At 58.2% G+C, this 12,908-nt stretch carries 13 protein-coding genes; 8 read left to right on the top strand and 5 right to left on the bottom strand.

What is annotated here, in order from left to right; translation table 11 throughout:
* Positions 1–3 precede the first annotated feature (3 nt).
* Positions 4–519 (bottom strand): DUF2518 family protein, encoded by a 516-nt coding sequence (locus tag AC0QKW_RS08780; RefSeq protein WP_473150685.1) that lies wholly within the window; start codon positions 517–519, stop codon positions 4–6.
* 388 nt (positions 520–907) lie between these two features.
* On the opposite strand from AC0QKW_RS08780, the gene AC0QKW_RS08775 reads away from it, so the two are divergent.
* The 7 genes from AC0QKW_RS08775 to AC0QKW_RS08745 all read left to right on the top strand — a co-directional run bounded on the left by AC0QKW_RS08775 (position 908) and on the right by AC0QKW_RS08745 (position 9,192).
* On the top strand, positions 908–1,510 hold the full coding sequence (locus AC0QKW_RS08775; RefSeq protein ID WP_473150684.1) for a hypothetical protein: 603 nt from the start codon (positions 908–910) through the stop codon (positions 1,508–1,510).
* Positions 1,511–2,120: 610 nt separating this feature from the next.
* Complete coding sequence (hetR, locus tag AC0QKW_RS08770; RefSeq protein WP_473150683.1) at positions 2,121–3,050, top strand: heterocyst differentiation control protein; 930 nt, start codon at positions 2,121–2,123, stop codon at positions 3,048–3,050.
* 92 nt (positions 3,051–3,142) lie between these two features.
* Positions 3,143–4,681 (top strand): C-3',4' desaturase CrtD, encoded by a 1,539-nt coding sequence (gene crtD, locus AC0QKW_RS08765; RefSeq protein ID WP_473150682.1) that lies wholly within the window; start codon positions 3,143–3,145, stop codon positions 4,679–4,681.
* Between the two features lie 242 nt (positions 4,682–4,923).
* The gene (locus AC0QKW_RS08760) at positions 4,924–6,180 is read left to right on the top strand and encodes a hypothetical protein (protein ID WP_473150681.1); all 1,257 of its coding nucleotides are present in this window, start codon (positions 4,924–4,926) and stop codon (positions 6,178–6,180) included.
* 468 nt (positions 6,181–6,648) lie between these two features.
* Positions 6,649–7,311, top strand: a complete 663-nt coding sequence (locus AC0QKW_RS08755) for a glutathione S-transferase family protein (RefSeq protein ID WP_473150680.1) — start codon at positions 6,649–6,651, stop codon at positions 7,309–7,311.
* Entirely contained in the window at positions 7,308–8,909 is a 1,602-nt protein-coding gene (locus AC0QKW_RS08750; protein ID WP_473150679.1) for a phospholipid carrier-dependent glycosyltransferase, read from the top strand. The genes AC0QKW_RS08755 and AC0QKW_RS08750 overlap by 4 nt, the downstream gene beginning before the upstream one ends.
* 151 nt (positions 8,910–9,060) lie before the next feature.
* Positions 9,061–9,192: a hypothetical protein gene (locus AC0QKW_RS08745; RefSeq protein WP_473150678.1), complete on the top strand. Its 132-nt coding sequence runs from the start codon at positions 9,061–9,063 to the stop codon at positions 9,190–9,192.
* Positions 9,193–9,202: 10 nt separating this feature from the next.
* On the opposite strand, the gene AC0QKW_RS08740 is transcribed toward AC0QKW_RS08745, so the two are convergent.
* Positions 9,203–10,075 carry a phosphatidate cytidylyltransferase gene (locus AC0QKW_RS08740; protein WP_473150677.1) on the bottom strand — a complete coding sequence of 291 codons (873 nt, stop codon included), beginning with the start codon at positions 10,073–10,075 and terminating at the stop codon, positions 9,203–9,205.
* Between the two features lie 213 nt (positions 10,076–10,288).
* Positions 10,289–10,897, bottom strand: a complete 609-nt coding sequence (locus AC0QKW_RS08735; RefSeq protein WP_473150676.1) for a hypothetical protein — start codon at positions 10,895–10,897, stop codon at positions 10,289–10,291.
* Here AC0QKW_RS08735 and AC0QKW_RS08730 point away from each other — a divergent pair.
* Positions 10,896–11,918: an aspartate carbamoyltransferase catalytic subunit gene (locus AC0QKW_RS08730; protein ID WP_473150675.1), complete on the top strand. Its 1,023-nt coding sequence runs from the start codon at positions 10,896–10,898 to the stop codon at positions 11,916–11,918. The two genes, AC0QKW_RS08735 and AC0QKW_RS08730, sit on opposite strands and share 2 nt — an antisense overlap.
* A 30-nt stretch (positions 11,919–11,948) precedes the next feature.
* Here AC0QKW_RS08730 and AC0QKW_RS08725 read toward each other — a convergent pair whose 3' ends face one another.
* Both AC0QKW_RS08725 and AC0QKW_RS08720 read right to left on the bottom strand, forming a co-directional pair.
* Complete coding sequence (locus AC0QKW_RS08725; protein WP_473150674.1) at positions 11,949–12,134, bottom strand: hypothetical protein; 186 nt, start codon at positions 12,132–12,134, stop codon at positions 11,949–11,951.
* A 277-nt stretch (positions 12,135–12,411) separates the two neighbouring features.
* Positions 12,412–12,879 (bottom strand): hypothetical protein, encoded by a 468-nt coding sequence (locus AC0QKW_RS08720; RefSeq protein WP_473150673.1) that lies wholly within the window; start codon positions 12,877–12,879, stop codon positions 12,412–12,414.
* Positions 12,880–12,908: the final 29 nt, after the last annotated feature.

Genomic DNA, 12,908 nt, shown 5'->3' with positions numbered 1-12,908 from the left:
AGGTCAGCTCTCAGACAGCAGCGAGACGGGCCAACGGTCAGGATGGAGCGTGACCACAAAGCCCGATTCAGACCCTTTGGGGGCGGGCTGAATCTGCCCTAGGTAGAGGAGCCGAGAGACCCCGCCAGCCTCGTGGGCAATGGTGCGGGCACGAATGGTCGCCGCCTGGCCTGGCAAACCCAGACGGTAGGGCTTAAACAGGTTGCTAGCCGCCTGGCGCAGGGTGGCATCAAGGGTGTCAGGGGCAATGGTCGAAGGCACCGCAATGACAATTTGACTGGCCCCCGAGTCGTACACCGTGGCGTAGGGGACAGCCCCAAGCACCGCCGTACGCGAGAAAGGCTCAAAGCTCAGGCCCAGCAGCCCCACCGTCAGCACCGCCGCGAACCCAGTTGCACCCACCAGCCGAAACCGCAGGCCCCACTTGAGCCCAAAGGCGATCGCTGTCAGAACGGCCAAAGCCACAGTACCAATGGCCGCCCACTGGGTAGCCACTAAAAATTGGTCGGGGGTGAGCATAACGCCACAGCATCCTTTACATCAGCACATAGATCGCAGCAACCCAGCCGGTTGCTATAGCCAGATCAATCAAGATATCGCAGAAGCCTACCGCTCACCATGAGGAATACCCCAGGGAGGCTGAGCAATCAGTGCAAAGGGCTGGTATCCGATACAGACATCTGGCCATGCGTCTGTAGTTGATCCTATCAGCAGTTTTCCTGTCTTGACCGCGATCGCACCAACGTGTTCTCCGGGCCGCTCACTCCTAGATCTAAACTCTGGCGGCCAGGTGCCGCCCGCCGCCCGGCAAAAGCTCCATAAATTTGGTTGTAAAGCTACCCAAGACAGGGTAAAACTTGAAGCCGTAACCATACGTATGGCGGCAGCGATGACAAAGGTAGCGAAGATGGGCAAAGCAAAACCGCGACTGCAAGTCGCGCGGGCAGCGGGGCTATTGCTGCCGCTACTGATCGCCGGCTGCGGATCTTCAAAAGTAGCCCAGTGCAATCAACTGGCCGAAGTAGTCAACCAGACCCAGGGCTTCATGCAGGAGTTTGAGGCCGAAATTCAGACCTTTAGCGACAGCGCCGCCCAGGTCAAAAACCTCGACGACATCAAACTGGCCGCTAGCCAGTACACCACCGCCGTTGATAAGGTCGTCACCAACCTCAACGACCTGACCAGCGATCTGCAAGCTACCACCCTGCGCGACGAAAGCCTGAGCCAATTTCGCGATGACTATGTCGGGGTAGTGCAGGGGTTCAGCGGCGCTCTGACCGATGCCCGCAACGCGATGGATCTAGTCGTACAGGTCGAGGCCGAAGCAGAACTACCCGCCAAAATTGAAGAGTCTCAGCAGCAGACCATGGCCGCCGTAGCAACCATTGAAAGTCTTTCCCAAACCGAGGCCAGCCTGATCAACGAGGTCAATGGCTACTGCGGTGCTGCCCAGCCTACTGCTCCCGCCGCTCCCGAAGCTCCCGCCGCCCCTGCTGCTCCCGGTTCTTAAGGTGCTGTCAAATCTACTGCTGCCATAGGTAGGTTTAACCAACCAACCCGCTGCATCCTGTAGGGCAACAACTCACCCTCCGGATAGTTCTGCCCGCCTACTCATTCAGTCGTGGATGGGTCAGCTGGGTGGCCCCATCGGCTGGGCAACATCAACTTCCATCAAGTCCGGGGGGAAAACTGTATTTTTAGAAAAACTTCAGATACCAACTTGGGCATGCTGGAGATAGGCAATAGATAGAGCCTAGAGACAACCTCGTCTACCACACCCTCGCCTGGGTAGGTCAGCTTTGTGCATTTACGTTAGGTGCTTTACCTGTAGATGCTTGACGCCGCTGACAGCCCTGCTGGCAACCATAAGTTCAAAACGGCTGACAATTAAATTGTTGGGGGTGCAGCGTTTTTGAAAAGTGACCCTATACTTTAGGCCTGGCACCTGTTTTTACTCAAGCTGGTAATTTAATTATTAGTAGAGGGCCGCCTTAGATTGATAGACGGCTATTAAGTCTGCGGCCTCGGCTAGACATGATCCTTTATAGTGCTGTCTACCGGTGAGTGAGTTGGGTTTTTACGCCCTCCAAACTTACCAAATCTGAATACGTTTTCCAACTGTGAACCAATCGTCTAAAATTCCGCCAAATCTTCAGCAAGACCTGCTGCGCGCCGTAGACAACAGCCCCGCAGACTGGATTTTGCTAAACCTAGCCCTCAGCACCATGAAAATGGGTGGGCATCGCTACGGAGCTTTTTTAGATGCGGCGACCACCGCCGCTAAGCTGGCCATCTACAGCACCTTTGTAGAGCAGGGCAATAATATTCGCAAAACTGGTTTTTTGTATCACGTTGAGCCTAAACGGGTAAAGGCGATCGTGCAAGAAATTCAGGTGGCCCTGGCCGAAGGGCAAAGCCTCAAGGTACTCAACTCTAAGGAACCGTTTTATCTCATCGCCCTACCTTTTCTCTGGCAAGAGCACTTTTCCTGTGAGGCCCATGGAGCGCGGGTGCAGATTCCTGGGTTGACCTCCGGCGAGCGCAAAGCCATTGAAGAAAGCCTCCCTCCCACTGCTCCTAAAGCGAGAATTTTAGACCAGGTCGAGTTTAACGAACTCGTCGATCTGCTCCACCAAATGTCTCAGGAAGAGCTGCCCCAGAGTCAACGAATGCCCTTCAGCGATGCGCTAATGTCTCACATTAAGTTTCGACTGCTGCACTCGGGCACCGTTTTGCAGATCGATTCGCCCCTAGTAGATATGCCCCTCTATGCCCTAGCCAGCGAGTCATACTCCCCCAAAGGTGAGCAGGAGCGGGTGTTTGCCATGATCGACGACGTAGCCCGCTACTTTAGTCTGTTGCAGGCCTGGGTGCGGGAAGAGGCTGGAGTATTGCGGGGGGTGGAGGTGTTTGATGTCGCTCCCCAAAACCGCCAGGAAGCCCTGCAAGAACTTGACACCCTGCTGCGAGCTTGGGCCGACAAATATCACCAGGATGGCGGCCTGCCCATGGTGCTGCAGTTTGCGGCGGGCACCCGAGACTACGACTGAATAGCCCCAAGTTTTTGGGAGGCGTGGACTGAGGCCAGCGCGCTGGCCCCTGAACTTGGGCTAAGCTGAGAATGTTGTAACGAAATGTAACCATGGACGCTGTGGCATCCTCCTCGGGTCGCCAGGTAGTAGTGATAGGAGCCGGTATTGGCGGGCTGACGGCGGCTGCCCTGCTGGCTCGACGAGGCTATGCCGTGCGGGTGTTTGACCAGGCGGGAGTGGCCGGGGGCTGTGCTTCAACGTTTAACCGGCGGGGGTTTACTTTTGACGTGGGGGCGACCCAGGTGGCGGGTCTAGAGCCCGGTGGCATTCACCACGAGATTTTTGCTGAGCTTGATCTGCCGTTACCCGAGGCCAGCCCCTGCGACCCCGCCTGTGCAGTGTTTTTGCCTGGGGAGAGTGACCCGGTGCGGGTATGGCGCGACCCAGAGGCCTGGCAGGCCGAGCGCCAGCGCCAGTTCCCTGGCAGCGAGCCCTTCTGGCAGCTGATGGAGAGGCTGTTTCAGCCGAGCTGGCGGTTTCAGGCGCGGCAACCGGTGCTGCCTCCCCGCAATGCCTGGGATCTATGGCAGCTTGCCCAGGCTCTGCGCCCCGATACCCTGACAACGGTGCCCTACACCTTTACAACGGTAGGCCAGGTGCTGCAACAGCTAGGACTGGCGGGCCATTCGCCTAGCGATTCAATGGCGAATCGCCGCCTCAAAACCTTTCTCGACTTGCAGCTCAAGCTCTATTCCCAGGTGGGGGCCGACGAAACGGCTGTGCTCTACGCCGCTACGGCCCTGAGCATGTCTCAAGCGCCCCAGGGGCTGTGGCACCTGAAGGGCAGTATGCAGGTTCTCAGCGATCGCCTAGAGAAAGCCCTGCTCCGCGACGGTGGCCTGGTGCAATTGCGCCACCGAGCACAGCAAATCCACACCCAACGAGGCCGGGTCACCGGGGTGACCATAGCCAACCAAAAGACCGGGGCCACCTGGATCGAGCCCGCCGATCACGTCATCGCCAACGTCACGGTGCAGAACCTGGTACAACTGCTGGGCGACGCCGCCCCTAGGGGCTACCGCCGCCGGGTTGAGGCGCTGCCCTCTGGGAGCGGTGCCTTTGTGGTCTACCTGGGCGTAGAGGCAGCGGCTATCCCCGCTGGCTGCCCGCCCCACCTTCAGTTTCTCTATAGCTACGACGGCCCGATCGCCGAAAATAACACACTGTTTGTGTCGGTCAGCCGTCCTGGCGACGGGCGCGCCCCTGAGGGTCGAGCCACGATTGTGGCCTCCTCATTTACCGACATTACCCCCTGGTGGCAAACCGATGACTACGAGGCCATGAAGCAGGCCTACACCGACGAGGCTCTACGGCGGCTGTCAAACTACTTTGACCTTCAAGACGATCATCTGATCCATGTGGAGGCTGCTACGCCGCGCACCTTTGCCCGCTACACCGCCCGTGACCAGGGCAGCGTAGGCGGGCTGGGCATGCGGGTCAGCACCTTTGGCCCCTTTGGCTTTGCCAACCGCACACCAGTGCAGGGGCTGTGGCTGGTGGGCGACTGCACCCACCCCGGCGAAGGTACAGCAGGGGTGAGCTATTCAGCCCAGACCGTCGTCAGTCAAATTCATGCTCTGCTACCCTAAGGCCCGCTCAATTGCAATGAGACTCGGCTACCTAGCGTAATTGGGAGTGCAGTTGGAGAAAAAACAAAAAAACTTTAAAAACTGCATCCTAGATAGCCGAGAAAATGGGGTCCGACCTGGGTATTATTGACTAAACTGTGGCGGTACTGAGATGGCTTTGATCTAGTCATTACCACTTAGGGCTTTTCGGGGCTCGGTGATATGCCTCTATGCCGTCACTTCTTTACAATCAGGTCATCAGCATGAGCCCCTGGGATTCCCTAGATTCGTGGTCAAACTACTCTAGTCGGCCCCCGGCTGGTTTAGAAGATTTGCTCTACCAGCACTGGCAGTACTGGCGCAAGCATGAATCTCCCGAGGCGCTGATCGCTCGATTTCGTCAGCTGTTTTTAGATGTCGCCAGCTACCCAGATAGCTCCATTGCCAACGCACTACAGGCCCTGTCTGAGCAAGACACAGCCGATCGCCAGTTTAAGTACGTTCTCAACCGCTGCTGCTACACCCTAATCAATTTTTGGTATACCCAGCCCCGCGACCACTGGGCTATTCCTGAGCTGGTGCAGCTGTTTAATGACCTACCACCAGCCAAGGCATCTACCCCCGGGGCACAGCAGGTTTACTCTCTGGTCAAACAGTTTCCTCAGACTGAGCAGTACGCCTCCCTGGTCAGGCTAGAGCAGATTCTCAGTCCCCAGAGAGAGACCGAAGCGCCTAAACCTGGGGCGCTTGACGAGCAGCCCTTAGGCTTTCGCATTCGTCACTATCCCTTTCTCTACGACAACAGCCTGCTGACCAAAGACAGCGGCCAAGAGCAAAAGCAGAATATCAACGACCTGCGGCGTCGGGCCGAGACTGACCTGGGCATTCGTCTAGCTCGCTACCACGCCCAGGGAGGGACCAAAGCAAGCCCGGTGCCCAACCCAACCCTGCTCGATGCGGCTGGTCTGCACGAGGCTCTCAACTTTTATACGGGCAAAGCCAATGGCCGCACCCATCGCGATCAGGCCCGCTGGTTTGCCACTTACAGCAAGACTGTGCGATCGTTCCGCGACTTCAAAGATGAGTTTGTCGACTATTTGATCCAGCCGATCGCGGCGGCAGAGCCCAAATATAGCGGCAATCACTTTACCCGCAACCTGCGCCAGTACCTGCGCGAAACCCTGTCTGAGTTTGACAACCAGCCTCTCAACAGCTTTATTTTGGTGGAGACCTGCCGACGGCTGCTCAACTTTTTGGTGGTCGATAGCCCCCATCGCCCAGTTTTTCGCAACTTTCGCTATTTGGTCAACGACGTGGGCCATACCCTGACCATGGGGCTGCTGCTGCGGCTGGTGCTGTTTTGCTCGGCGGCCAAGCCCTGGCTAGAGCGCTGCTTTTCGGTGCTGTTTAACGTCCACGAGCGGCGCACCTGCAAGGAGGTACCCTGGCTGGTCACCAGCCTAGAGCACGCCAATGTGGCGTTGATTACCAACTTTGGTGACGTGGGGTATCAGTTCTAAAGGCCCTGGTAACGCGTCAAGTTTAGTTTTAGGCTTTGGCAGGGGGCATGGTTTCACAAGTGCATCGCAGAGCCGAGCTTATCCGTTGGCCCAGTCACCCACGGGGTTATAACCCCATGGGCGATGATTTGAGGTCTATCTAATACCAATCGTCCATGCCGCTGGCGCGGCACTCCCCACGATAAGAACATATTTTCAGGGCAAATCCGAGTCACATCACCCCGATTCCCAAAAGGCCGAACCGTAGGGGCAAACGGTTGTTTGCCCTGCTGAATCGGGGGTAGCCAAGTAGGATTTAGTCTAAGGCAGCGGCGAAGTGGGCTACATCTCACCTAGGGAGAGATGCCCGGAGGACAGCGAGCCAAATAGCGACGGTAAATATTAAAGAAACTGGGCTTCTCTCGCCGCAGTACCATAGCCATAAAAAGAAACCAGGTTTCTTGCCAACCCTACCCCTGGAGCCTTCCCATGCTGACCTTTTACCACATTCCGCTGTCGATCAACTCTCGTCGGGTCTGGGTGGCTCTGCTGGAGAAAAATTTGCCCTTTGAAGAAAAGGTGATGGCCCTCAGCGGCGACCAGTTTACCCCCGAGTTTTTGGCCCTCAACCCCTTTCACCACATCCCGGTGCTGGTGGACGATGGCTTTACGGTGATCGAGTCGTTTGCCATTTTGGACTATCTGGAGGCCAAGTACCCCACCCCGTCGCTACTGCCCACTACCCCAGAAGACATCGCCACTATGCGCATGGTGGAAATGGTGACGGTAAATGAGCTGGTGCCCGCCATCAGCCCCCTGGTCAAGCAGATGATGGGCTTTGGCAACGACCCCGAAGATGTGCTAGCAAAGGCCAAAGAAAAGGCAACGGTCTCGCTGCAGTTCTATGCCGATAAGCTGGGCGATCGCCCCTTTTTCTGCGGCGACCAGCTCACCCTAGCGGATATCGTGGCAGGCACCTACGCCTGCTGGTTTGAGGGCATGGGTCTGCCGATGACGCAATACCCCACCCTGACGACCTGGGTCAGCCGCCTGCTAGAGCGGCCCAGTTGGCAGACCACCCAGCCGACAGAGACGGCTGTGGCCGCCTTCCGCGATCGCATGAAACAGCGCCTGGCCGCCCAGGGCCAGTGATCCGTCGGGTTCCCCTCTGGACTGGGATACTGGGGTTGGGGGCGATCGCCCTCAGCCTGCGCCTCGCTAGTCTAGGACAGCCCCATGCGATCGTCTTCGACGAGACCTACTATGTCCCTTTTGCGCTGAACTATCTAAAAGGGACACCCAGCTTCGACGCCCACCCGCCCTTGGGCAAGTACCTGATTGCGCTAGGAATTTGGCTGGGGCAGTGGCCCGCTACCTGGCTGGGCTGGCTCACGGTAGACGTCAACGGTACTGCGATCAGCCCCCTCGCATTTCGCTGGCTGAATGCGGTGGTGGGGGCGACGGTGCCGATGCTGCTGGCGGCGATCGCCTGGGAGCTAGGGGCTATGCACCACAGTTCCAGGGGCGATCGGTGGTCAATGGCAGTGGCGGATCCCCCTAAACCTGCTTTAAGGCGTGAGGCGCTGACGCAGCCCCAACCCTTCTTTTTTAACGAGGGTAGGGAGGTTCTGCTCCCTAGGCGACATACCTTTGCCCTGCTAGCCGGATTGCTCATGACCATGGAGGGGCTGACCCTGGTAGAGTCTCGCCTGGCCCTGATCAATATCTACGGCCTCGCCCTGGGGCTGCTGGGCCAGTGGGCCTGGGTGAGGGCAAGGCATTCTCCCCATCCTGGGCGCTGGCGTTGGGTGGCAGGCATTGCGCTAGGGGCCGCCATCAACGTCAAGTGGAACTGGGCGGGTCTGTGGCTAGGTCTGGTGCTGTGGGAAATAGGTTTCAGCCACAATTCAGGTGCAATCGCGGTTCCTAAAACCGCCAATCGGGTCGGGGCGAATGGTGATTTGCCCCGACAACTCACGGTGATTTCAACAGACTTTGACCCATATTCACATCAAACGCTACCCAATCAAACGCTACCGATGCGGTATGAGATGACCGCAAGGGCAAACAACCGCTTGCCCCTACGCCCCTGGCACAGATGGGTAGCCTACCTGGGCGTGATTCCCCTGCTGACCTACCTTCTGCTCTGGCTACCGCACCTAGCCCTGACGGGAGACTCGCTGGCGGGGGTGCACCGCCAGCTCTGGTCGACCCATCAGTCTATTGGCGCAAACGCTAGCCACGCCTACTGTTCGCCCTGGCACAGCTGGCCGCTGATGCTGCGCCCGGTGGCCTACTTTTATGAGCGGATAGGACAGGGAGAAGAGGCGATAGCCACCACCATCCACGCTATGGGCAACCCGGTGCTGTGGTGGCTATCGACGGCGGCGGTGCTGGCGCTGGCGCTGGGCTGGCTGGGACGACAGACTGTCGTGGCCAAGACTCCCCCCCCTACAACCAACGCAGTCGTGCCGTTTATTTTGCTCAACTATCTCACCAACTGGCTGCCCTGGATGTGGGTGAACCGCTGCACGTTTTTCTACCACGCCATGGGAATTGTGGCGTTTAGCACCCTGGCACTGGCCTGGCTCATGGCAAAGTGGCTAGGGAATCCTCAGCATCGTCCCTTGGTTCTGTTCTGGCTGGGCGCGATCGCCCTCAGTTTTCTCTTTTGGCTCCCCCTCTACTTGGGCAGGCCGCTCTCACCGGAGGCTCTCCAGAGTCGCTGGCTGCTGCCAGGGTGGATTTAGCACCGTCGGGCGGGGCTGAGGGTGGGCCGTCTAAGCGCTCAAGCTAAGCGTTCAAGCTAAGCGTTCAAAGATTTGTAATGGGGCCAAGTTGGAAACCTCAGCCTCGTTAAACTGTAACTATAGCTACAGTTTAACAGCGAGGAATAGGACTATGGAGAACAAGCAAGTAGGCCAGCGTCAGCAGGTCATCGGTGAACTGCGCCATCAGCTACGGTTTGCGCAGCCCGCCGATCGCGATCGCATTCGCCAAGAGCTCAACTTCTGGGAAATGCGAGGGCGCTAGACACGACTTCTCAACGCCCTGGCAGCGTAGGCAGCAACAGAGTGACGAAGAAATACACCAGTGCGCCGGTAAACACATAGCTGTCGGTGCGATCTAAGATACCGCCATGGCCGGGGATGAGGGCACCAGAGTCCTTCACCCCGGCATCGCGTTTCATCAGCGATTCGGTGAGGTCACCCAGCAGGCTAGAGGTGCCTATTATCAGGCCCAGGGCGGCACCGGTCAGAAGCCAAAAGGGCCACTGGAGCCAGTAGCTACCCACCAGGGCTACTACCATGCTGCCCAACATACCAAAGGCCGCGCCCTCCACCGTTTTCTTGGGGCTAATGTTGGATAGCGGTGTGCGGCCAATGCCCTTGCCAGCAACGTAGGCCCCAATGTCAGCAGCCCAGATGCTGGCAAAGGCCAGCAGCGTCACCACCAGACCGTAGGGGATGGTCTCCAGAGCCGGGGGCCAGGTCTCAGGCCAGTAGCCACCCAAGGGTAGGGTCGCCCCTGCCTCTCCCAGGTCGCGCAGGCGCACCCAAAAGCTCGGCAGATAGCCACCATAAAAGAGCCCCAAAATAGAGGCGGCCACGTCGGCGATGGTGGCCACCTGGGGCTGAAACAGCAAATAAAAACAAATGAACGTGCCCCCTAGAGGCAGCAGCGCATCTGACAAGCTGGGGGAAAGGTGGGCAGTGATCAACAATAGCTGACTCACCACCAGGGTTGTCTTGGTGGCGGGCAGTATGCCCTTGGCATGTACCAGGGCAAATATTTCGAGCTGGCCTAAAAAGATGATCAGCCCAAAGCCCAGGGTAAAGTACCAGCCCCCCAGCAAAACCATCGCCAGGGCCACCACAATGGCCACCAATCCGCTAATTATTCGAGGCCAAGGCATAGGCGAGGGTGCGATCGTGCAACGCTAGGTTGGGCTTAAGCATATAGACAACAGCATTGTAGTGGAGCAAGCTCCCTCCAATCTGCTCACTCCAATGTGACACATTCTAGAGCCGCCCTCTGGAGCAATCGTCAGCCTGAGAACCGGAGTGACACTCGATTCGGTGGCCCGGCATTGATAACGGCGTAGCCACTGATGAAATGGCGGCTGAGTCTACAGCACCAGAGGATTGCCTCGGTTGGTAAAGATCACCGCTTCAATTTTCCAGTCGGGCTGGTGAATCAGGGTTTCGCGCAGGCTACCCAGCAGCGCTTTTTGCTCACACAGCGAGAGCGATTGCAGCACTCGGCGCGAGTTGCGAGCCACCCGCAGATCGATGGTGACGGTTTTGTTGTCGGGGTTAAAGCTGGTGCGATAGCCCGAGAGGATCAGGTCTGGAATGCTCTGCTCGGCCAACACCCAATCGACGGTGGTTTCCATGCTTTGGGCTCGGGGCACCTGGATGGGCTCAATCCGGTAGGCCTCGCAGGTGGGGTCAAGGGTGTAGAGATCGACAGCGACCGGATCGGTGGGCACCACCAGGCGGCGTCCCTGGGTTTGAATCTGCCGATGGGCGACTAGAAGAATATCCCCCGATGGCAACATCGGTTGCAGGGTAGCTAGGCCGGTGTCAGCGGGTAGGGGTGCAGTGGGCGCTGACACTGGATTTTTTGGCTGGCCGCTACACCCCGCCAGCAGGAGAATGACCACAGCGATCGCCCCTAGCCCCCCAGGCCAGGTATGGTGGTGACGGTATTCAACTGGGTTAAGGCAACGGGCCATGGCGAGCGCTCCCTGGAATCGACGACATGTACTATCGCTGGCAGATTTTACGCTGGCGGAGTTAGAAACGGTGATGGAGACAGCGGTAAGTTTTTGGCAGGTGCTGTCGCGGCGGACCCGCAAGGTGCCCGCCCTGCAGGGGCTGGTGGTCACCAACATGTTTTTTGAACCGTCGACCCGCACCCGCAGCAGCTTTGAGCTGGCCGCCAAGCGCCTGTCGGCAGATGTGCTCAACTTTGCCCCCGGCACCTCCTCGCTCACCAAGGGTGAGACTATTTTAGACACCGCCAAGACCTACCTGGCTATGGGGACCAATCTCATGGTGATTCGTCACCATGAGGCGGGGGTGCCAGGGGCGATCGCCGCCGAGATGGATCGCCTCAACACCGGCGTTGGCGTGCTCAACGGAGGCGACGGGTTGCACGCTCACCCCTCCCAGGCCCTGCTAGATCTATTCACGCTGGGGCAGAGCCTAGATCCGGATCAACCGACCGCAGCATTGCTGGCGGGCAAAAAAATTGCCCTGGTGGGCGACATTCTGCACTCACGGGTGGCGCGATCCAACCTCTGGTGCCTCACCGCCTGCGGGGCCGAGGTGCATCTGGCCGCTCCCCCCACCCTGCTGCCCCCTGGCTTTGCCGATGCCTTTGTCACCCAATCGCCGATCGATATTCCCCGCGCTATTGTGCAGCACAGCACCCTATCGCCAGCGCTGGAAGGTGCCGATTTTGTCATGACCCTGAGGCTGCAAAAAGAGCGCATGGCCCAGCACCTGCTGCCCAGCCTGCGAGAGTATCACCAGGGGTTTGGCATTACCCGCGATCGCCTACAACTCTGCCAGCCGGGGGTCAAAGTGCTGCACCCTGGCCCAGTCAATCGCGGGGTGGAGATCAGCTCTGAGGTGATGGATGATTTGAGCCTAAGCCTGATCGCCGATCAGGTCACCAGCGGCGTTGCCGTGCGCATGGCGCTGCTGTACCTCATGGGGGTAGGGGATAAAGACAACCCGAGCCCTCCCTAGGGCGGCTAGGGCATGCCATCAGGTATAACCCTAATACTGATTTTTTAGCCGACCCCGGGTGCGGCCACTGAGGCGCTCAGCGACCAGGTCGCGGTCTTTGTCGGTGAGACCGCTGAGGCGCTGCTGGGCCTGGTTAACCTGGTGGTTATCTGACAGGCGGTTGATCAGGTCGGCTTCGTAGGATCGCTGCCGAGGGCTGAGGTGTGACTTTCCCATAAACAGGTGATGGAATAAGGATGAGGCCAATACAAAACAGAATAAACCTTACTCAAGTCCAGCAGCAGAGTTTTGCCTGGGGAAAACCATGGCCCCTGAGCCAGACTTGGGGTGTTTAGTCTAGGTATAAACCAGCAGCCTGGGATATCTACCGGCAGCAACGAAAAGTTACCGAAGAACACCCCGGCAACTGCATCCTGCGGGCTGGCTCTTCAGTCCCTCGGGAACAGATTCCCTAGGCCGCCAGACCAGGGAATCTGCCAGAACAATCTAACGGCTAAATGCCGGTGTCTAGGGCATCGATCAGCTTGTCGAGGTAAAGCACCATCAGGTTGCTCTGGTCGCCGGACATGCTGGTGCGCACTTCTTCTTTGAGCAAGCGGTAGGCGACTACGCAGGCCGACTGCCGGTGAAAGGAGCGAATAATATTCTGCATCCACACCAGGTACTCTTCCATAAACCCATCTTCGTCGTGGAGCAAGATGCCCTTAGAGATGTATTCGAGGGTGTAGGTCATATCGCGCTGGCACTGCTGACCGTGCTCTTGCACCACCTGGCGATGGGGCGTCTGCATGAGCCGCCGCAGGGTATTGAGCACCAGATCCTTGCCATGATCTCTGACATGGTTGTAGAGGCTCATCCGGGTTTGAAAGGCGTCCATCATGTCGTTGAAGGGGCGCAGTTCCGCGTCGGTCAGGTAGCGACCGTCGGCCTCGCGAATGGAGTTGAGTAGAGCATTATTCATGGCGTCATAGGAGCGCGATCGCGCCGCTG

This window comes from Pseudanabaena sp. PCC 9330 (assembly GCF_055795045.1).
This window is presented reverse-complemented; position numbering and strand designations above follow the sequence as displayed.

Bases quoted from the DNA above. Each gene is read 5' to 3' on its own strand.
- AC0QKW_RS08745 (WP_473150678.1), top strand. From the start codon at position 9,061: ATGGAGAACAAGCAAGTAGGCCAGCGTCAGCAGGTCATCGGTGAACTG.
- AC0QKW_RS08720 (WP_473150673.1), bottom strand. From the start codon at position 12,879: ATGAATAATGCTCTACTCAACTCCATTCGCGAGGCCGACGGTCGCTAC.
- crtD (WP_473150682.1), top strand. From the start codon at position 3,143: ATGGACGCTGTGGCATCCTCCTCGGGTCGCCAGGTAGTAGTGATAGGA.
- AC0QKW_RS08780 (WP_473150685.1), bottom strand. From the start codon at position 519: ATGCTCACCCCCGACCAATTTTTAGTGGCTACCCAGTGGGCGGCCATT.
- AC0QKW_RS08775 (WP_473150684.1), top strand. From the start codon at position 908: ATGGGCAAAGCAAAACCGCGACTGCAAGTCGCGCGGGCAGCGGGGCTA.
- AC0QKW_RS08760 (WP_473150681.1), top strand. From the start codon at position 4,924: ATGAGCCCCTGGGATTCCCTAGATTCGTGGTCAAACTACTCTAGTCGG.
- AC0QKW_RS08735 (WP_473150676.1), bottom strand. From the start codon at position 10,897: ATGGCCCGTTGCCTTAACCCAGTTGAATACCGTCACCACCATACCTGG.
- AC0QKW_RS08725 (WP_473150674.1), bottom strand. From the start codon at position 12,134: ATGGGAAAGTCACACCTCAGCCCTCGGCAGCGATCCTACGAAGCCGAC.
- AC0QKW_RS08755 (WP_473150680.1), top strand. From the start codon at position 6,649: ATGCTGACCTTTTACCACATTCCGCTGTCGATCAACTCTCGTCGGGTC.
- AC0QKW_RS08740 (WP_473150677.1), bottom strand. From the start codon at position 10,075: ATGCCTTGGCCTCGAATAATTAGCGGATTGGTGGCCATTGTGGTGGCC.
- AC0QKW_RS08730 (WP_473150675.1), top strand. From the start codon at position 10,896: ATGGCGAGCGCTCCCTGGAATCGACGACATGTACTATCGCTGGCAGAT.